The 19,834-nt window shown below is 69.8% G+C and carries 16 protein-coding genes; 4 read left to right on the forward strand and 12 right to left on the reverse strand.

Features of this window, described 5'->3' with window-relative positions; genetic code table 11:
- The first annotated feature begins 531 nt into the window (after positions 1–531).
- Positions 532–1,206 (forward strand): HNH endonuclease family protein, encoded by a 675-nt coding sequence (locus tag ACZ55U_RS15480; protein WP_465526463.1) that lies wholly within the window; start codon positions 532–534, stop codon positions 1,204–1,206.
- 204 nt (positions 1,207–1,410) lie between these two features.
- Here ACZ55U_RS15480 and ACZ55U_RS15485 read toward each other — a convergent pair whose 3' ends face one another.
- The 4 genes from ACZ55U_RS15485 to ACZ55U_RS15500 all read right to left on the reverse strand — a co-directional run bounded on the left by ACZ55U_RS15485 (position 1,411) and on the right by ACZ55U_RS15500 (position 7,963).
- Positions 1,411–2,955 (reverse strand): tyrosine-type recombinase/integrase, encoded by a 1,545-nt coding sequence (locus ACZ55U_RS15485; protein ID WP_465526465.1) that lies wholly within the window; start codon positions 2,953–2,955, stop codon positions 1,411–1,413.
- A 1,150-nt stretch (positions 2,956–4,105) separates the two neighbouring features.
- On the reverse strand, positions 4,106–5,356 hold the full coding sequence (locus tag ACZ55U_RS15490; RefSeq protein WP_465526467.1) for a tyrosine-type recombinase/integrase: 1,251 nt from the start codon (positions 5,354–5,356) through the stop codon (positions 4,106–4,108).
- A 733-nt stretch (positions 5,357–6,089) separates the two neighbouring features.
- Positions 6,090–6,725 carry an HAD-IA family hydrolase gene (locus tag ACZ55U_RS15495; protein WP_465526469.1) on the reverse strand — a complete coding sequence of 212 codons (636 nt, stop codon included), beginning with the start codon at positions 6,723–6,725 and terminating at the stop codon, positions 6,090–6,092.
- The gene (locus tag ACZ55U_RS15500; RefSeq protein ID WP_465526471.1) at positions 6,722–7,963 is read right to left on the reverse strand and encodes a hypothetical protein; all 1,242 of its coding nucleotides are present in this window, start codon (positions 7,961–7,963) and stop codon (positions 6,722–6,724) included. Before ACZ55U_RS15500 ends, ACZ55U_RS15495 begins: the two co-directional genes overlap by 4 nt.
- A gap of 121 nt (positions 7,964–8,084) precedes the next feature.
- On the opposite strand from ACZ55U_RS15500, the gene ACZ55U_RS15505 reads away from it, so the two are divergent.
- The 3 genes from ACZ55U_RS15505 to ACZ55U_RS15515 are packed head-to-tail and all read left to right on the forward strand — an operon-like array spanning position 8,085 to position 10,099.
- Entirely contained in the window at positions 8,085–8,573 is a 489-nt protein-coding gene (locus ACZ55U_RS15505) for an integrase (RefSeq protein WP_465526473.1), read from the forward strand.
- Positions 8,574–8,594: 21 nt separating this feature from the next.
- Complete coding sequence (locus ACZ55U_RS15510) at positions 8,595–9,743, forward strand: hypothetical protein (protein WP_465526475.1); 1,149 nt, start codon at positions 8,595–8,597, stop codon at positions 9,741–9,743.
- Positions 9,744–9,796: 53 nt separating this feature from the next.
- A complete protein-coding gene (locus tag ACZ55U_RS15515; RefSeq protein ID WP_465526477.1) occupies positions 9,797–10,099 on the forward strand; it encodes a hypothetical protein in 303 nt (100 codons plus the stop codon).
- Positions 10,100–10,170: 71 nt separating this feature from the next.
- Here ACZ55U_RS15515 and ACZ55U_RS15520 read toward each other — a convergent pair whose 3' ends face one another.
- From ACZ55U_RS15520 to ACZ55U_RS15555, 8 genes are all read right to left on the reverse strand, one after another.
- The gene (locus ACZ55U_RS15520; RefSeq protein ID WP_465526479.1) at positions 10,171–10,923 is read right to left on the reverse strand and encodes a polysaccharide deacetylase family protein; all 753 of its coding nucleotides are present in this window, start codon (positions 10,921–10,923) and stop codon (positions 10,171–10,173) included.
- Positions 10,920–12,110 (reverse strand): MGDG synthase family glycosyltransferase, encoded by a 1,191-nt coding sequence (locus ACZ55U_RS15525; protein ID WP_465526481.1) that lies wholly within the window; start codon positions 12,108–12,110, stop codon positions 10,920–10,922. The genes ACZ55U_RS15520 and ACZ55U_RS15525 overlap by 4 nt, the downstream gene beginning before the upstream one ends.
- A gap of 120 nt (positions 12,111–12,230) precedes the next feature.
- Entirely contained in the window at positions 12,231–12,803 is a 573-nt protein-coding gene (locus ACZ55U_RS15530) for a DUF4097 family beta strand repeat-containing protein (protein WP_465526483.1), read from the reverse strand.
- Between the two features lie 353 nt (positions 12,804–13,156).
- Positions 13,157–14,158, reverse strand: coding sequence for a beta-ketoacyl-ACP synthase III (locus ACZ55U_RS15535; protein WP_465526485.1), 1,002 nt, complete (start codon positions 14,156–14,158; stop codon positions 13,157–13,159).
- A gap of 31 nt (positions 14,159–14,189) precedes the next feature.
- Complete coding sequence (locus ACZ55U_RS15540) at positions 14,190–14,471, reverse strand: acyl carrier protein (RefSeq protein WP_465526486.1); 282 nt, start codon at positions 14,469–14,471, stop codon at positions 14,190–14,192.
- Between the two features lie 56 nt (positions 14,472–14,527).
- Complete coding sequence (locus ACZ55U_RS15545; protein WP_465526487.1) at positions 14,528–16,273, reverse strand: acyl-CoA dehydrogenase; 1,746 nt, start codon at positions 16,271–16,273, stop codon at positions 14,528–14,530.
- Positions 16,270–18,036: an acyl-CoA dehydrogenase family protein gene (locus tag ACZ55U_RS15550; protein ID WP_465526488.1), complete on the reverse strand. Its 1,767-nt coding sequence runs from the start codon at positions 18,034–18,036 to the stop codon at positions 16,270–16,272. The genes ACZ55U_RS15545 and ACZ55U_RS15550 overlap by 4 nt, the downstream gene beginning before the upstream one ends.
- On the reverse strand, positions 18,033–19,814 hold the full coding sequence (locus ACZ55U_RS15555) for a fatty acyl-AMP ligase (RefSeq protein ID WP_465526490.1): 1,782 nt from the start codon (positions 19,812–19,814) through the stop codon (positions 18,033–18,035). The genes ACZ55U_RS15550 and ACZ55U_RS15555 overlap by 4 nt, the downstream gene beginning before the upstream one ends.
- Positions 19,815–19,834 lie beyond the last annotated feature (20 nt).

Below are 19,834 nucleotides of genomic sequence, written 5' to 3' on the forward strand. Positions count from 1 at the left end.
TGACCCGGGAGTCGACTACAGCTCGCGCCGCAAGGTCCTCCCCGCTGAGCGCTGCGGCAACCATCGCATGGAAGTCCGCCTCGGTCTGGCGCCGCCGAAACAGTCGCGACCGGCCAGCCTGGTGTCTGGTGTCCCCCATACACACATACTTCCCGGCTGTGCCCGGACCGTCTAGGGGGGAGACGGGTCCCGTCCGAGCGGCTTGACCTGCGGGCGGCTCTCACGGAACTCGCGCCAGAGCCAGATCCCGGTGGCCGCTGTCGCCGTACCCAAAGACAGGAGGCGATCCGGGTCCCAGTTCAACGCCGGCGCGGTGGCGAGCTTCCCGCGACGGTCAGCAGATCGACACCGGCGAGACGCAGCTCGCGAGAATCGGCCTGCCGCCCGGTGATCGCGGCATGCCGACCCGCCGCCCCCGGCTCCATTCCACTGTCCGGTGGTTTCCCGGGACACGCTCACGTTCGTCGCGTGACCGTCCCAGGCCGTGATCGTTCCCAGGGCGGCCGACCACCGTCACCTGGGAGAACCGACATGCGCCTGCGTCCCGCCATCACGGCCCTCGCCGTCACCGCTCTACTCGGTATCACCACCGCTCCCGCCCACGCCGCACCACACCACCGCGTGGCCGGCGAAATGGTCACCACCACCCTCTACAACGCGATCGACAGCCTCCCGATCGCGGAGGAGGACCGCACCGGATACGAGCGCACCAAGTTCAAGATCTGGGTGGACGAGGACGGGAACGGCTGCGACACCCGCAAGGAGGTCCTCATCGCCCAGGCCGTCGAGAAGCCCGCCATCGGCTCCAAATGCGCTCTGACCGGGGGTGTATGGCTCTCGCCCTATGACAACCTCATCCTCAACGACGCGAAGCTCCTCGACATCGACCACGTCGTACCCCTCGCCGAAGCCTGGGACAGCGGGGCCTCGAACTGGAGCCCGAAGGAGCGTGAGCGGTACGGCAACGACCTCGGAGACCCCCGCGCGCTGCTCGCTGTCTCCGCCAAGACGAACCACTCGAAAGCCGACAAGGACCTTGCGGATTGGATGCCCCCGGCAGCGGGCTTCGCTTGCACGTACGTCAGCGACTGGGTTGTCGTGAAGACCCGCTGGGGTTTGAGTATCGATCAGCGGGAGGCTGACGCGTTGCACCGGATCGCTGCCGGCTGCGAGGACGCCGAGCTCCAGGTCGTACTCGCCCGATGAGCTGGTAGGTGCCCGAGGCGATAGCCGATCAGCCACAGTCGACCTCGGACCCAGGCTGCCGGCCTTCCTCTCCGTGGTGGTCTGCTTCGCCGTTGCGGTCGGCGGCCGGCTCGAAGAGCGCCGACCGCCAGTGCGGGAGATCGGGGCTCCGGTGGGTAGAGCCAAGGCCCTACCCACCGGAGCCCTTGCTTGACGGTGTGATGATCAGAGGCTGGTGGTGATCACGGTGCCGGTGTGGTTGCCGGGGATGGAGGTGAGGTTGAGGGTTTCGGGGGCGGCCCAGGTGCCGTTGGCGTGGCGGGCGGTGAGCAGGACCTTGTTGTCGGTGGTGGCGATGGCGAACTGGGCGTCGGTGTCGAGGGGAGCGGCGCTGATGCTGGTGCCGGTGACGTTCCCGATGACCCCGCCGAGGGAGGCGACGGGCTGCCAGCTGCCGTTGGCCCAGCGCAGGGTGTGGTACTGGCCGTCGCTGGCGATGAAGGCGAGGTTGAGGTCCCCGTTCTGGCGGGAGATCGCCGTGGCCGTCACGGGTGCGGTGGCACCGGCAGCCTCGGCGACCGACCCCCACGTGCCCCAGTTCCCGGTGGCGGTGCGCAGGGTGTGGTAGATCTTCCCGCCCGTCACGGCAGTGATGTGCAGGTTGCCGCCGTCGGCTCCGGCGGCGGAGATGGAGGTGATGCCCTTGAGCGGGCCGGCGACGTCGGTGACCACGCCGAAGGCGCTCCACTGGCCGGCGCCGTTGCGGACGGTGTGGAAGAGGATGTCGTTGGCGACGACGACCACGTGCAGGCTGTCGCCGATGGGGGAGACGGAGACCTGGGTGATGTTGCCGAGGTCGTTGAGCGCGATGTTGAGGTCGACGAAGCGCTGACCCCAGCTGCCGTCCAGGTTGCGGATGGCGTAGTGGAGGTGTCCGTCACCGCACAGGGCCATGATGTGGGTGGAGGTGTTGATCCCGGCCGAGGCAACGGCGCGCACGCCGCCGATGTTCCCGGCCGCGGCCTGGACCTCCTCGTACGGGGGCCAGGAACCGTCGTAGAGGCGGCTGGCGAAGTTTCGGCGGCCGGGGTGGGCGGCCATCTGGATCGCGGCCTGGCGGTGGAGGGCGGCCATGACTCTGGGGGAGAGGCTGATCCAGGCGCGGCTGGCTTCGGTCTTGGGCTCGCGGAGGTGGATCTTGCCGTTGTCGATGGCGGCGAGGGTCCAGCGGACGTAGAGCTTGCGGTCCATGAGGTAGACGTCGGACCAGTGCAGGGCGAGGACCTCACCGCGGCGCATGCCGGTACCGAGCAGGACCTCGAACAGATCGGTCAGCTGGTCCGCGTACTGCTCCGCACCGTGGCGCAGGAAGGTCGCTGCGTGCTCGGGGGTCCAGCAGGTGCGTTCGGCGGCGCGGGGCTTGGGCGGCACGGAGTGCTTGGCCGGGTTGTAGCGCAGGCGCCACGAACGTACGGCGGCGTTCAGCGCGTTGCGCAGCGTGGACACAGCCCGGTAGACGGTGACCTTGCCGCGCTGGGCCTTCAGCTGGGTGGTGACCCAGGCGTCGACGTGCTCCGGGCGCAGGTCGAGGAGCCGGAGGTGGCCGAAAGCGGGGATGAGGTCCCGCTCGACGCACGCCGCGTAGCCGGCGTACGTGTTCGGCGCGAGGTGCGGCTTCCTCGTGGCCAGCCACTCCCGCAGGTAGCTCGCGACGGTGGTGCGACGGTTCTCGTAGACCCCGCGCAGCTCACCGTCCAGCACCGCCCTCATCTCCCGAAACGCCTCCGCACGGCTGGCGAACCCGCCACGCCGGCGGGTCTTTCGCTTCCCGTCCTCCGGAGCCAGGTCGACGCAGTACGTCCACGACCCGTGACCCGTCTCCTCCAACAACCGCACACACCACGGACCCAACTGCCTCCCGTGCCCGTCCGAACAACCACACCGCCGGTACACCCGACCACGCTGCGCACGCTGTTCCATGAACTTCCCCTTCCCTCGGACTGAGTGGTGACTCTGGGGCAAGAGTGGCTGCTGTGTCGGGTGTGGCGGCAGAGCGCGTTGGGAGGTGCGCGAAGCACTCAGAACCGGATGGCGAGGACACGCTCAAGACGACACACCGTCCGGAAGATCACTATCCGTATCCGGTGGGTAGTCGACCCTGATCCGACCGGACCGCCTCGTCTGCCAGGGGCAATGCACGACGGGCCGCGGCGGTCGGCAGAAGGGTCCTGTTGAAGAGGCGACAGATTGCTGTCACTCGCGGTGACGAAGGCGGGTCCGGGGGCCTGGGGACCATTTGGGGACCGCACCTGGTGGGCGCCCATGAGCGCCCGTGGGCGCTTACGGACATCTATGTACGAACTTGAACCCGGTTGGGCATCGGCCGGGTTCTGGCTCTGTCGGCCATGGGTCTTCATGGCGAGTCTAAACTTCCGGTGTTTTCAGTGTAGTTGGGCAACAAGAAAGCCGAGGCCTCAAGGCCTCGGCTGGGGGTCAAGGGGTCGCAGGTTCAAATCCTGTCGTCCCGACCGGCATTTTCGCAGGTCGGAGGCCGTTCTTATCGAAATGATAGGAACGGCCTTTTCCTTTGGTGGTCGCAATGTGGTCGTGAACGCTCGTTCACATCGCCTCGCTGGGCACGTTTCCGCAGGCCTGGCCCCTCCGGCCTGGCCGTGACGGGGCATTTGTTCATTCATCTGGGAGTCCGCGTGCCGTCGATCGCGGACTGGTTGCCTCTTCGGCGCGGAAATGGGCCAGGATTCCCGGGAAATAGGCATGCCGACAGAACCTGCGGCGTCATCTGCTCCGACGGGCCGCACGTTTATCGGGTGTCAGCTATGCGCCGGGGAATCCCGGTTGCTTGTCGGCTCTGGTGGCCGGAGCGGCCAGGAGAGCCGAGCCGGCTTCAGCGGTGGGGCCGTCAGGCCGCGTGGCTGAACAGCGGGTTCGGCAAGCCGGCGCCGTGGGCGGGGGCGTCGAGGCCGGACTGGGTGCGGGCTTCGACGAGGTAGAGCCTTGCCTCGATGGTGTTCACGGCGGCCCTGGCGACGTCCCAGGTCAGGTGGCTGTAGATGTTCGCGGTGGTCGACAGGGTGGAGTGCCGCAGGGTTTTGGAGATGACGGCCATGGAGACGTTGCCCTCCAGGGCGAGGGTGGCGGCGAGGTGGCGCAGGTCGTGGATGGTGACGTGGGGCAGTCCGGCCTGTTCGCGCAGCTCGTGGAAGCGCCGGCGGACAGCGGCCGGGTGGAGGGGCTGGCCGTCGGGGCCCTGGAAGACGTGGCCGTTGATGCTGGCGGTGCTCCGGTCCATGGCGCGCTGGAGGGCGGCGGCGACGCGCTCGGACAGGGGCACCCAGTTGCGGCTCTTCTTGGTTTTCGGCGCGGTCAGGACGAGTTCGTGGTTGTCGACCGCGGACAGGGTGTGGCGGATGTACATGACGCGGTCGTCGAGCCGCACGCACGGGCGCTGGAGACCGAGTGCCTCGCCCTTGCGCAGGCCGGTGCCGATGATGACCTCGAAGAGGTCGGCGAAGGCGGGGTCGACGTTGCGGCAGTGGGAGAGGAAGGCGACGGCCTGGTCTGCGGTCCAGGGCACGCGCTCGTCGGGGCGGGGCCTGCGCATGGGCAGGGGCTGGGCGGCGTTGAAGGGCAGGCGGTGGGTGCGCACGGCCGTGCCCAGGGCGCTGGAGAGGGTGGCGAGGCAGTGGTAGACGGCCTGGCGTCCGCGGCCGGCTTCGAGCTGCTCGTGGGCGTAGGCGGAGATATGGTCGTGGGCGAGCTCCTCCAGGCGCAGCTTGCCGAAGACGGGTATCAACTCGCAGAGCACGTAGGTGCGGTAGCGGGCGTAGGTGGTGGGCTTGAGCAGGAACTCCATGCCCTTGAGCCACTTGGTGAGGTAGGCGGCGACCGTCTCGTGCGGGTCGGCGTCGAACCCCAGCTTGCGGCCTTCGAGGAAACGCCGCAGTGCGCTCTCGGCGGCGAAGTCGTCCTCGAACCCGCCGCGGCGCACGGTGCGCCTGCGGCCGCTGAGAGAGGGCACGTCGACGGCGAACGTCCACGTGCCGTGTCCCTCCTCGGCCAGGCGCGGACACGACGCTCCGAGTTGACGCCGGTCGGCGTCCCGGCATCCGCAGCGGCGGTAGACCCGGCCCGGCCGTTCTGACGTGCGCACTTCCTGCTCCTCCAGCGGTCATTGGCTCTTGATCGACTCGCGGAGGCTACCGGTGCGACCGGCGGGAGGGTCGCCTGCGACCACCATGCGATCACCAACGCCGAATCAGGCCCCTGACCTGCGGCTCGCGGTGAGGACCCGCACCTGGACGTGCCAAAACACGGGAGGACCGCCGCGCTACCTCGGTGGCCGGCGCGAGTACCCGGAAATTACTACCGTGCGTAACCGTGAGCCCCCGAAGTGCACCCCGGAGAGGGCCCCGAAGCGGCGGCCGTGCGAGAGGGGGGCGGATCACTTTCTATTGACGAATGCTCATATAAGTGATATGGGAATCTGCCTCTCTGGCGCCTGTTCGGCCTGCGGGCTGGAGTGTCCCGTGACCTCGATTTGGTTACGCAGCGCTACCAGAAATCGGCTCGGACGGGTCACCGCCGGCTCCCAGTCGAAGAGGCTGGGCGTGCCGACGTCGGGGAGCATCCCGTCGGCTGGCCCGTGCGTGGATGTGTCCTTGCGGAGGTTGCGTGTAGGCCGGAGGTGCTGCTCGTGTGGCCGGGCCGGATGGTCAGACGAGCCGGTCGCGGTTGGCGGCTGCCGCTTCGTGAACGAGGCGGGCGAATCAGCTGCGGTCGATGCCGGGCTGTCCGGCGTGCTCGTCGCCGGGGGGTGACGTGAAGGGGGGCTTGGGTTCGGTGCTGCCGCGGTGTCGGTCGCTCCGGCCGGCGCGGGCGCTGTGTCAGGGTTTCTGCGCGGTCCAGGGTTGATGGCGGATGTCGATGACGGGTGTGCCGGCGGCGAGGGCCGCGGTGACGCCCTCGTCGGTGTTCTCGAAGGCCAGGCACCGGCCGGGGGCTGTGGCCAGCTTGGCTGCGGCGAGGAGGTAGGCGTTGGGGTGGGGATTGAGGCGGGTGACGTGCTCGCGGGCGACGACGGTCCTGAACAGGTCGGCCAGACCTGTGGTGGCGAGAGCGGCTCGAACAATCTGGCCGTCGTTGGCCGAGGCGACCGCCGCGGGAACGGCGGCGGCCAGGTGGCGTGCGGCGGCCGCGACCCGCGTCACGGGGTGAACCTCGTGGACGTGGGCGAGCCAGTGTGCGCGGGTCCGGTCGACGAACTGGGCGTCAGTTTCGGGCAGGTGGAGTCCGAGGTCGTCGCGCAGGTGCTCGCGCAGCAGCGTGAGGTCGGCCAGGGGGGGCGAGTGCAGCCACCGTTCGGGGACGGTGAGGTGCAGGTTGGTGAAGGCAGCGCGGAGGGCATCGATGTTGAGGGCGTCGGTGTGGACCAGGGTGCCGTCGAAGTCGAAGATCACGGCGGCGGGGCGCAGGGCGGCCAGAAGCTTCCGGTCACCGTCAAGGAGGGTGGGGCGGTTCATCGGCGGGCTCCGAGGGACGGGCGCGTCGGGGTGAGCGTGTCTCGCAGTCCGCGGGCGGCGAGGGCGTGGACCTGGGTGCCGGTGACGCTGAGGAAGGGCCGGGGCCGTGCATGACGGGCCGGTCCTGCCAGGTGCCGTCGCCGGTCTGAGCGTCGATGAGGAAGTGCAGCGCTCGCTCGACGGCGGATTCGGGCGGGCGGGGGCCGACGGTGGCGAGGGCGGTGAGCGCCAGGCCGGTGGCGGTGGGGCTGGAGTACGGTTCGCCCGGGATGCGGGGCCACCCGCCGTCGGGGCGCTGGGCGGCCAGGAGCGCGCGTGCGGTGGCGGGTTGCTGGTTGGGGGAGGCGATCTCGGCCGCGCCGTAGGCGGGTGGGATATACCAGTCGGAGTCCCAGTGGCCCTGGGTTCCGTGCGCGGCGGGCGACGGTGAGGTCGATGTCGGGCAGAGCGGTGGCGTGGATGCCAGCGGCCATGTGGGCCACGACGTCGGGGGCGGGGGTGTCATCGCTGGAGTGCCAGGTGGTCCACAGCCCTTCGGGCGTCCGGCGGCGTCGGGCGTAGCGGGCCGCGGCGGCGCGTCCGCGGTCGGTCCATGGCGTGCTGGCCAGGGCGAGGAGGGTGTTGCCGGTGGTGTCGTTGTCGGACTCCATCGCCGCGTTGCAGGCCCAGCCGCTTTCCGCGTTCTGGGCCGTGGTGAGGTAGGCCAGGGCTCCGGGGAGGGCGGACCGGTCGAAGTGGGGATGGCCGCGTAGGGCGCGGATTATTAGGCCGGTGTCCCAGACGTCGGCGACGAGGAAGCGCCAGGTGCCGTCGCCCTGTTGCGTCGCGAGCAGGCCGTCCAGGCAGCGGCGGGTGACGGGATGGTCCGGGGCCGCGAGGTTGAGGGCGAGCTGGAGGATGCCCGTAACGAAGGGCATGGCGTAGAAAGTGCCGTCCGCGGACTGGGCCACCGCGTACTCGTCGAGCGTGCCGCCGGGGACCGGCCGGCCGAGGGTGGAGCTGGCGATGGCCTCGAAGGCGAGCAGCATGGCGCGTTGCCACGGCTTGATCCGGTCGCCGTGCTCGGCGGTGTCAATGGCGTTGCGGGCGGTGTTCAGGAGCCGGCGGGGATCGGCGCCGGGGGCGTGGAGGGCGCAGGCGACGGCGTGCAGGTACATGGCTCGCCGGGCGTGCGGTCCTTCCGGTGCGGGCGGGTGGGCGAGGGCTGTGGTGCCGCCGGTGGTACGCTGATGAGCCATCGGTCGGCGGCTTCGACGAATGGGTCGTGCCACTGCGGTTCGGCGTCGGCCAGCCAGCGCACGGCGCGAGTGAACTCCTCACTCACTTGCGCGAACCCACGCTCCGAACGGCCTTGTAGCCGTGACGATCGGCTACAAGGCGGTCTATCCGGAGGAGACTATCAGGTCCCACCTGGCCTTCCTTGCCCGCCGCAGATCCCTGCGTCCCAGCGAGGAATACCGCACACCCACCGACTCCGAGTGGCAGGAATTCCTCGGCCACTTCGAGCGGCGAAAGGTCGCTACTGGGTTCTGCGGCCGCGCTTTCTCAACCCCTTGCATTCATGAACACGCCTGCCTGCGATGTTCCATGCACTGGCCAGACCCTGACCAGCGCTCCCGCATCGAGGAGATTCGCGACAACCTCATCGCGCGCATCGCCGAAGCCGAGCGCGAGGGCTGGCTCGGCGAGGTCGAGGGCCTGCAAGCCAGCCTGGCGAGCGCCAACGACAAGCTCGCCCAGATCGACGCGCTCGTCAACAGGCGGTCGACCGCCGTCGAACTCGGCATGCCAAGTCGGGAGTCATCGCCGGCATCTCGGAACGTGTGTTTGAATAAAGGAAAATTATAGTTGACTCACGATAATCGAATCATGATTCGACGGAAAACTCGAAGTGCTCTGCTCGTCGCGGCGACGGTGCTCGGTGCTGCTCTGCCTGTCGGCGGCACGCCGGCCATGGCTGATGCGGGATCCACATCCTGGCAGCAGCTCCCTCTCCCGTCGACGCCGGGAAAGATGGACAGGGTCACCGCTTTCAGCGCCAACTCGGCGATCGCCTTCAACGTGGAGAGCTGTCCGCCGTGGGACGGCAAAACCTGTTCTCGACTGGTGCAGCTGAGGGGAGGAGCCTGGAGCTACTTCAAGAACTACCTCGCTTCTGTTTACGCCTATTCCGGTCCCGTCAGGGGGACCAGCGAAAACGACGTATGGGTCGTCGGGATCAAGTTCGACTACCCTGCCGGCGACCCCGCGGTCATCTCCCACTGGGACGGTCAGAAGGTGGACGATCGCACCCCGGGGGATGCCGGGTACCGCATCGTGGACGTCGCTCCGGTGTCACCCACCACTGCGTGGGCTGTCGGAACGTACGGCGACAACCAGGCTGCTGTCAGCCTCTGGGACGGGGCCAAGTGGACCATCACCAAATTGCCGAAGGAGGCAGGCACGTCCACCAGGCTGTGGAAGGTTCAGGTGTCGTCGGCCGACGAGGCCTGGGCCATCGGGAAGCAGTGCACCGTTGTGGGGAGCGTCGAGAGCAACTGCCGACTCTACGTGGTGCATTGGGATGGCAAGCAGTGGTCGCGGGCGGATGTCCCGGACGCTCCGGCGTGGGGTGACGACGTGATCAGCCGCGGTGGCGAGGTCTGGATCGCGGAAAGGGAATCCGGGGCAAGTCCCACGCAGGACCGGTTCTATGCCCTGCACTGGGACGGCCGGAGGTGGACCAAGGACTACCTTCCGGTGGGCGCGAGCGCGGCCGACGGCCTGACCTACAGCTATTTCAAGGGGTTCGCCTTCCACGGCACAGAGCTGTTGGCCGCGATCGGTGACGCGGGGAACGAGGGCATGGCGCGCTGGAACGGCCAGGCCTGGGAGAAGTTTTCCAGCCCACTGCTGGCGACTTCGACCATCCGCTCCATCTCCGGAACGGCTGACGGGGGAGTCTTTGCCGCTGGTACCACGCTGGACGCGGACGGCAGGCATGATTTTCTGGCCTTCCTCCCTGCTCCAGCCAAGTGATGGAAACTTTCCCGTATGGAGAAAATAGATATGGGGGTACCAGCCTGATGGGCATGCAGAAGAAACGGAACTCTCTGAAGCTGGTCCTCGCTGCTGCGACAGGGGCGGCGCTCCTGGTCCCGGCCGTGCCGGCCAACGCTGCCGCCAATGCTGGTGCTGTGACGGCCGATGTGCCCTGCGGGGCCTCCTACCCGAGCCAGGGAAATTCGTACTACCGGAACTGTGAAGACCACGCCGTCAAGGTCCGCGGGCAGTATTTTGATGGCTTAGGTTTTCAGTGGTGCCTTCAGCCTGGCGAGACTCAGCACTTTGGTCCGGATACGTGGTTGGTGGTCAAGGTAGCGGACTCCTGCTGATCCTCCGCCTGGAAACGGCCGATCGGGGCGCTGCCTGAAGAGACAGCGCCCCGATCGGTTCGTCCCGGGTTCTACGGGCGGGCTCTGGCTGGAAGGTGGTCGCGCAGCGGGCCGACCACCAGTCCTTCTCGGGCGCAGTGCTCCAGGAGTCGGGGCAGTGCGCCGAGGGTGGCCCGCCAGGAACCGGGAGCGGAGGTGACGTCGGAGTCGTGCAGGAGGACGGTACCGCCGTCCAGCGGGGATCGAATGACGGTCCGCAGCACGGAATCGGGAGTGGCTCCGGCAGTCCAGTCGCGACCCCAGTGGGTCCAGAGGACGGGAGTCAGCTCCAACCGCCGGGCGGCTGAGAGTGCGGAGAGACTGAACACTCCGTACGGCGGGCGGTACCAGCGTGGTGCGGTCCCGGCCAGGTCGGTGACGAGGTCTCGGGCGCGGTGGACGTCGTCTCGGGCACAGCGCGGGGAACGGAGCAGCATCGGACGATGCCGGTAGCCGTGCACGGCGACCTCGTGGCCGGCCTCGACGAGGTCGCGACCGAGCGACGGGGCCCGGAGGAGCATCCGGCCAAGCAGGAAGAACGTCGCCTGGACGCCTGCGCGCTCCAGCTCTGCTAGGAAGAGCGGTGTGGAGCGGGGATCCGGGCCGTCGTCGAAGGTGAGGGCCACATGACCTGGGCGGCCCAGGCCGCTGAGACTGGGGGCGAGGTACGGGCGCAGCGGACCCACTGCGGTGAGGGCGGGCAGGCTGTGCACCGCGACGGCACCGGCGGCCACGGCGGCGGAGACGGTCAGGGCACGGCCGGCGGTGACGGGTGGGCGGTTCACGAGGCGGCGTTCAGGCTGAGTGAGGGCGGCTCCTCCGATGCGAACGGCGCGAGCCGAGCCGAGCGACCGGGGCCGGCGTGTCCGGACACGGGGCGCGGGTTCACGAGTCGTGCGATCTCGCGGTCGGGCGACGGCCAGGCGGAGAACGCCTTCAGGGGACCGGTCGCCCACTGGCCGGGAGCTGTGAGCACGGCTCGCAGAGCGGGAGCGAGTGCGGTCCGGTCGCGGATCCACGGTGCGAGCCCGGCCTCGTCCAGTGCGGCCGCATTGCTGACTCCGTGACCGGGCAGGCATCGGTAACTCACCACAGGGACACCGCTGGCCATTGCCTCCAGAGAGGTGAGACCACCCGCGTTCTGGACGACGACATCGGTGCTGCGCAGCAACGCGGGCATGTCGTCGACCCAGCCGAGCGGCACACCGACACCGGTCTTGAGCAGGTGGTCGCGTAGAGCCGTGTTGCCACCGCAGGCGATGACGGGTATCGCAAGGCGGGTGGCGGCGATGTCCCGAGCCGTCTTCTCCACCTCTCCCACGCCCCATGAACCGGCTGTCACCAGGGCCAGTCGAGAGCCTGTCGGCAGCCCGAGACGGGCACGCTCGCTGCGGCGTTCTTCCTCACTCCAGGACGGGCGGAACGCGGGTGGCACGAGTGGTCCGGAGACGACGACCTCAGCTGCTCCGCGACGGCCGGCCTCGGCGGCCGCGACGGGGTGCAGGGCGAGGTGGAGGTCGACACCGTCGGCGACCCAGAGCGGGTGCACGGACATGTCGGTGAGGAAGGTGGCCACCGGTGCGGCCAGTTGCCCGGTGCGGCGCAGTCTTCCGAGCGCCTGGCTGGCCAGCGGGTAGGTGGAGACCACTGCCGCGGTGCCCGGACCGGTTACTGCGGCAGTGCGTCGGGCGGCCAGTCGCGCGAACATCCCGCCGACGGCACGTCCGAGGCGGCCGTGCCGTTCCAGGACCCTCAACATCCGCCCCCACGCCCAGGGAGTGGCGTGCAGTTCGAAGGCATAGGCGTTGCGGAGTGCTCGGCCGAGTCGCGGTGGCAGCAGATTGAGGAAGTCGTGGCGGTCGACCTCGTAGCCGGCATCCGTCAGGCGGCGGGACAGCTCGTCGGCCGCCCCGTCGTGACCGGCTCCGATCTCGGCCGAGATCACGACGATCCGCCTCGGTGGTGATGCCATCTGAGTCCTTCCGGCGCGGCGAAGCGCGTCAATGTGAAGCGGCGCGGCCGCGCCAGGGCTCGTTGCCGTCCGGCAAGGGGACGTCTCCCCGGGTGTGCGTCGTCCTGGTGGGCAGGGCCGTCAGTGGATGTGGATGCCGCCGCTGGCGGTGGTGACGGTCAAGGAATGAGCGGCGTTGCGGGCGCTCGGCACATCGACCTGCGGTGTCGTACCCGTGCTGCGGGTGGTGACGTCGTAGCCGGCGCCCGAGGGCACGGAGAGGTCCACCGCGCCGTCCTTGGCAGTCACGTTCACGGTGGTAGGAGCAGCCGCGAAGGTGGCGTCGACCGCGCCGTTCTCGGTGGTGATGTCGGCCTTCTGGGAGGCGGCGTCGGCGACGGAGATCCCGCCGTCGCGGCTCTGCAGGGTCAACGGGCCGGTGGAGTGGGTGACGGTGATGGAGCCGTCGGTGGTCCGCAGGTCCAAGCTCCCGCCCGTGCCGTTCGCGACGATGGCGCCGTTGCCCGCTTCGACCTGGACGCGCAGTGCGGCCGGCAGCGTGATGTGCAGCTGGAGGTCGCAGTCGCCGGCGCAGGATCCCGAGACCACCGCGGTGGTTCCCGTCGTGGTGGCCGTCACCTGGGGCTTCTGGTCGGCGTAGTTCCCGGTTGCGGAGACCCGCACCTTCGAGTCGCTGCCCGTGCTCAGTGTCACGCCGATGTTCCGCGCGTTCACTTGGAGGCTCGTGCCGGGCTGGGCGTAGATCTCGTTCGTCTGCGTGAAGTCGGTCCGATTGAGCGTCTTCGTGGGATTGCAGGCCGTCATCACCCCGAGGACCGCGAGTGCCGCGAAGGTGATGCCGACGTGTCGACGGCGGAAGGCAACTGACGTAGCGATGACGGAACTCCTTGCTGTGGGGAAGAGCGTTTCCGCTCCCTAATTCCCATGGTGGCCCCAGGACTTGGCATATTCGAGCCCACCGTCGAAACCTCTGGGTTCACGCTATTCGCCGCTCGGCCGACGCTGCCACGAGGTCAGCCCACGTAATGACGGTAGGGATAACCCACCTACGGCAGCGCCACGACGGTGGCGGCGTACGAGAGGCCGGCGCCGTAGCCCAGGAGGAGCGCCAGCCCGCCCGAGCGGACCGAGCCGGCGTTCAGCAGAGCCTCCATGGCGAGGGGGATCGACGCCCCCGAGGTGTTTCCGGTGGTGACGACGTCCCGGGCGACCACGACGTGGTCCGGCAGGCCGATGCCCCGCGCCAGCCCGTCGATGATCCGCAGGTTGGCCTGGTGCGGGATGAAGGCCTCGAGGTCGGCGGCCCGGACTCCTGCGGCGTCCAGGGCCTGCTGGGCGACCTCGGCCATCTTGTAGACCGCCCAGCGGAAGACCTTCTGGCCGTCCTGCCTGAGCGCGGGCCACCGCACGTGGGGGTCGTCCCGGAGCGCATCCCAGGGGACGGTTTGGGAGATCGCGTCGGCCTGGGAGCCGTCCGCGCCCCAGACCACCGGGCCGATGCCGGACACGGTCGCGGGCCCGAGGATCACCGCGCCCGCGCCGTCCCCGAAGATGAAGGCGGTGGACCTGTCCTCGCGGTCGAGCAGGTCCGTCATGCGCTCGGCCCCGACAACGAGGACGTGCCCGCCGCGGCCGCGGACCATGTCCGCGGCCAGGGAGAGGGCGTGGACGAAGCCCGCGCACCCCGCGGAGATGTCGAAGGCGGCCGCCGCGGTGGCGCCGATGCGGTGGGCGACCTCGGTCGCGACGGCGGGGGTCTGCTTCAGGTGGGTGAAGGTGGCGACGACGACGCAGTCGACGGCCGCAGGGCTGATGCCGGCGGACGCGAGGGCCTTGTCCGCCGCGATCTCCGCCATGTCGGCGAGGGATTCGTCCGGGCCGGCCCACCGTCTCGTGGCGATGCCGGAGCGGGACCGGATCCACTCGTCCGAGGAGTCGATGCTCCGGCAGACCTCGTGGTTGTCGACCACGCGGTGCGGCCGGTACCCGCCGATGCCGAGCAGGGCCGGTTCGGAGTGCGGCGGCGAGGTGTTCAGCAGCTTGGTCACGTTACTCCCGGTGGACGTGCGCACGCCTTCGTCAGGCCCGTGCGGTGAGGGTGTCGTAGAGGAAGGCCGTGATGGCGTCGATGGTCGGGTGGTCCCAGGCGAGGGTGGCCTTGATCTCGATGTCGTACTCGTCCTCGATGTCGCCGCAGAGGGTCAGCGCGAAGATCGAGTCGAGCCCGTACTCGACCAGCTTCACGTCGGACCTGATCTCGGTCACGGGCTTCTCGAGGTAGGAGGCGACCAGGCCGAGCATCAGGTCGCGGATCTCCTCGGGGGTGACGGTGTTCAGGGCCGGTGCGGGAATTGACGTCATGATGGGACGGCTCTCCTGTGTCGGATGTCTGGTGTGGGAGCGTTGCCTTGCGCGGGTCAGTGGAGCCGCCGGCCGATCAGGTCGAACGCCCGGTGCTCCGCATGCCGCCGGAGGAGCTCGGCGAACATCCGACCGGCGGCCGACTCGGCCTCCGGCAGCGGGTCGTACCCGAGCCGGCCGGTCAGCCGGTTCAGGGCGCAGACCAGCCACGCCGTGTCGCGCATGAACAGGTCGGGGTGGTCCTGGTTGTGCCACCACATGCCCAGGCAGGCGGCGGCCGCCAGCACCACGGTGTAGCGTTCCGCCAGTTCGAAGCCGATCGGCCCGGCGAACGGCGTGCGATTGCGCGGCGCGAGCGCGCGCCAGCCGTCCGTCAGGGAGCGCAGCTCGTCGAGCAGACGCGCGCACAGCGCCCGCAGAACGGGATCGGCCCGGACCTCCCGTTCGACGGCCGGCAGGGTCGCGATGACCCGGTCGTCGGAGCCTGCGTTGGCCTCCAGCCGCTGGAAGTCCAGGTCCGGCAGGGGGCGGGCGAGTTGGTAGAGGGCTGCCTCGGGAGCCTCGGAGGTGAACCAGCTCTTGCGCGCGAGCCGGGGCAGCTGCGGGATGATCGTCGCAAGGCAGACCGTCGCGCCGGAGTGCGCGAGGGCCGCGACCGGGAGGTCCCTGAGGTTCTTCTGGAAGGCGGCGTGCGGGCCTTCGCGGAGGAAGGAGCGAGCGCCGAGCACCACCGTGAGACGGTCGGCCGCCGCCTGCTCGATCTCGGGCACCAGGTACTTCGTGGCCGCCGCATACACGCTGGTCTGGCGGGGCAGCACGTGCAGCGCCCGGCAGGCGGTGGTCGTCATGGCGTCGCAGATCAGCAGATCGGTGAAGACGCCCGCCAGCTCCGCCTCGACGAAGGGCAGATCGGTGACGGTTCGGTCGTACAGCTGGCGGTTCACGCCAAAGTCGGCCACGGTGCGCAGCATCGTGTCGACCATGCCGATGCTCGCGGCGCCGGCCACCGACTTCGTGACCTGGAAGCACCGCAGGATGGTCTCCATGGCGTTGCCGTACCCGCCGACCACCGCCGAGGAGGGCAGCGGGCAGTCGACGAACTCCACTCCGCCGAGGTGGCTCGCCCGCATCCCCGAGGTGCGGAACCTCGGCAGGAAGCGCATCCGGTCGCGCGGCACGGACGCCGGGTCCACCAGGAACAGGGTGTGACTGCGGCTGCCCTGGTCCGCGCTGGTCCGGGCCAGGACGGTGAAGGCGTGCGCCCGCGCGATGTTGCTGATGACCTCCTTGCGGCCGTTGAGCACGACGCCCTCGCCCCGCTCGGTGGCCTGCATCCGGGTGCGGGCCAGGTCGTCGCCGTAGGCCAGCTCGGTGATCGCGCCGGCGGTCGGGCCGTTGCGCAGCAGCACGTCCGCCATGAAGCCCTGCTGCTGCGTGTCGCCGGCGGCCCAGACGGTGGAGGAGGCGATGAGGTTGATCGCGCCCAGCCCCAGGGCCAGCGAGCCGTCGTGGCGGAAGACCGTGCGCAGCACCCTGGCGAGCTCGTCCACCTGGCCGAGCCGTCCGCCCAAGGCCCGGGGCACGAACTGCGCCCCCATGCCGAAGGACTCCAGCACCTTCCGACCGGCGGGGAGGAAGTCGCCGCGCTCGTCGGCGTCGAGGAACGCCTGGTGTCCGACCGGGTTGTCGGGATCGTACGGGTCCCCGAACAACCGGTCCAGGGCGTCCGGGCTGTCGAGTTCGGTGAGCGGGCCGGCGGACTGCACCGACTGCCGCCGGGGAGGTGTGCCAGTGACGGTCATGTGCGGGTCCTCGGGAGTGGGTACGGCAGTAGGGCGGGCAGTTGGCCGGTGGAGTGCTGGGCCACGAGCGGCTCCACCAGCCGGTCGAGGACCTCGTCGGGGTCCCGGCCGCCGTCGGTGACGAGCTGCGCGGTGCGCGGGGGGCACAGCGAACGCAGCAGCCGGGCCAGGCAGGCCTCCAACCAGAGCCCGGACTCCCAGAGCCCTTGGGTGGCCTGCGGATCGACGGCGGACCGGTTGCGCAGCCATAGATGGAGGGCGGCTGCGGCGGCGAAGCAGCGGGTGTAGTCCTCGGCCAGCTTGAAGGAAGCTGCGGGCACCGCGATCGGTGTCGGCCGGTGGCGGCCGATTCCCGCGACCACGTCGCCGACGACGGCTTCCAGTTCGGCAGCTCGCTCGATCAGCGTCGCGGGCACGGCGTCGCCGAGGGCCCGCAGCTCGTCGAGTGCGGAGGGCAGGGCCTGGATCAGGCTGCTGCCGCGCCGGGGTACGAGTTCCAGACGCCGCGGGTCGAGAGCGGGCAGGGTGTCACCGAGGGTGGTCGCAGCGTGAAGTCCGGGCTCGTCCACGAAGCCGCGCCGGTGGGCGCGGGCGATGGCCGGGAAGTGGTTGATCAGTGTGTGCAGATTGATCACCGTGCTGCCGTCGAAGATCCCCACGATGCGGTGGTCGCGCAGCACCTTCTGGAACCGGCCGTGCTCGAAGGTGTCCCCGAGCAGCAGGGAGCGGGTACCGACCAGCCGCGACAGTGTGCTGAGAGCCTGCTGCACGAGGGTCGGCACCAGATACTTGGTTGCCGCGGAGACGGTCGCGAGGTCGCCCGGAAGCGCGTGCACGGCCCGGGCGGCGACCAGGGTCAGCGCCTCTGCGGTCAGCAGGTCCGCGTACGACTGTGCGAGCAGTCGCCGTGACTGGGGGAGTTCGACCAGGGGCCGGCCGTGGTTGTGGCGGGTCAGCGCGTACGACGTCGCCATCTCCAGGGCCTGGTCGGCGGCGCCCAGTGACAGGCCGGCGCACAGGGTCCGGGTCAACTGGAGGCTCTTGACCACGATCTCCAGGCCGTCGCCCTCCGCGCCGACCAGCGCCGCCGAGGGCACCTCCGCCCCGGAGAACGTCACACCGCTGATGTCGGCGCCGCGGATTCCGTGCAGCCGGACCTCCGGGAGCGTGCGGAACTGTGCCGGGTCGAGCCTGCGCTTGTCGACCAGCAGCACGCTGAAGCCGCGTGCGCCGCCTTCCGGCGCGGTCCGCGCCAGGACGCACAGGAGGTCGCCCCGGGTGGCGTTGTTGATCAGCCATTTCTCGCCCGACAGCGTGTACCCGTCGCTGTGCGGCTCGGCGACGACGTCGCCCGCGAGCAGGTCGCTGCCGTGCTGCTGCTCCGTCAGGGCCCAGGAGACGGCGGTTCCCTGGGCAACCTCGGCTCCCAGAGCCCGGGCCTGCCGGGGATCGCCGCCGACCCACACCGAGGCCGCTCCGAGGAAGGTCTTGCCGTGCGCGATGGCGGTGCTCAGGTCCCGACGGGCGAGGGCCCGGACGATTTGGACGAGATCCTCGAAGCTGTCCAGCGCCCCGCCGTGGGCGGCCGGCACGTAGTGCGAGGGAAGTCCGAGCAGGTCGAGCTCCCGGCAGAGTTCGAGCGGGAACTCCTCCCGTTCGTCCAGCGTGGCACAGCGGGCATGTGAGAAGAGCCGCCCGGTGTCCCGGGGATCACCCAGCAGATGGTCGAACCGGGCGGCCGCGACGTAGGCGGGATGCCTCATGCCGTGTCACCCGCACCGATCTCCGTCGACGGGTTGTCGGCAGCGGCTCGGTAGCGGAGCCTGACCTCGGTACTGAGGTCCTCGTGGACGGCCTTGAGCCCATCGGTCATGAAGAGCTCGCGCATCAGTGCCCGCTGTACCTTGCCGCTGGTGGTCCGCTGGACGTGGCCGGGGCGCAGCAGGACCACGCTGGGCATCCGGACGCCGAGGGACGCCGCGAGCTCCTCCCGGATGTTGCGGGCCAGGGCGCCCAGGTCCAGGTTGGCGATCGCGACGGGGCTGACCTCGTGCATGACGACGATCTCCTCCTGGTCGGCCGGCACCGAGCAGGCGGCGCCCTGGAGGCCGTGGAGGGCCGGGTGCAGGTCGGAAGTCTCGCGCTCGATGTCGTGCGGGAAGAGGTTGCGTCCGTGGACGATGAGGACGTCCTTGCTGCGCCCGGTGATGTAGAGCTCGCCACCGTCGAGGACGCCGAGGTCCCCGGTCCGGAGGAACCCCGCCTCGCCGTCGGCGGTGACGGCGTTGAAGGCGTGCTCCGTCTCCGCGGCGTTGTTCCAGTAACCCGCCGCGACGCTCTCACCGCGTACCCAGATCTCGCCGATCCGGCCGTCCGGCTGCACCACCCCGGTGGCCGGGTCCACGATGCGGACCTCCAGCCGGGTGAGGGGGCCGCTGCTCACCAGGAGTCGGCCGTCGGCCGATTCGGACCGCCGGGTGAAGCCGAGCAGCTCCAGTTCGGCGCTGTCGACCGCCGTGACCAGCGGGTGGCGGCCGTGGGGGGTGCCAGTCACCAGCAGGGTGGCCTCCGCCATGCCGTAGCTGGGCTTCACGGCGTCGGGCCGCAGGCCCGCCGGGGCGAAGCGCTCGTTGAACCGGGCCAGGGTGCCGGCCATGACGGGCTCGGCGCCGTTGACGGCGGCCGAGAGCGAGGAGAGGTCCAGCTGGGCGAGCTGCTTGTCGGTCACCCGCGTCGCGCACAGCTCGTAGGCGAAGTTGGGCGCCGCGGTGAAGGATCCCCGATGGTCCTGGAACAGCCGGAGCCAGGAGTGCGGCCGGCGCAGGAAGTCTCCCGGGGACATCAGGACCGCGGTTCCGCCGAGGAGCAGCGGAGTGAGGAGCATGCCGATGAGGCCCATGTCGTGGTAGAGCGGCAGCCAGCTGCAGGAGACCGTGCCCTCGGCCAGACCGAAGGCCTCGGCGATGAACCGGAGGTTGGCGGTCAACGAGCGGTGCGGAACGATGACGCCCTTCGGGTCACTGGTGGAGCCCGAGGTGTACTGGAGGAAGGCGACGGTGTCGTTGCCGGGCTCCGGGCCGTCCCACGGGGGGACGCCGTCGGAGTCGACGGCATCGGTGGCGACGCACGGCACGTCCTCCGACCCTGGCTGGTGGACGGCCTCGTTCACTGACTCCAGGTGGCCGGAGTCGGTGAGCACCAGGCGTACGTCGGCATTGCGGGCGATGGTGGTGGTGCGGGATCCGCGGCGGCCGTTGTTGTCGGGCACCGGGGCGGGCACCGCGATGGTCCCGGCGTAGAGGCAGGCGACGAAGGCCCGGACGAACTCGAGCCCGCTGGGGTAGAGGAGGAGGACACGGTCGCCCTCCGCACAGTTGGTGCGCAGCCAGCCGGCCATGGCCCGGGCTTCGCGGTCCAGCTCCGCGTAGGTCATCCGTTCCGCGTGTGCTTCGGACCCGAGCATCCGGACAAAGACGACGGCGTCCCGATCGGGTGTCGAACGGCTGTGCCGCCGGATCAGGTCCACCAGGTTTTCGCGCATGACCGAGGTCCCTTTCTTGG

The organism is Kitasatospora sp. NPDC034533 (assembly GCF_055575155.1).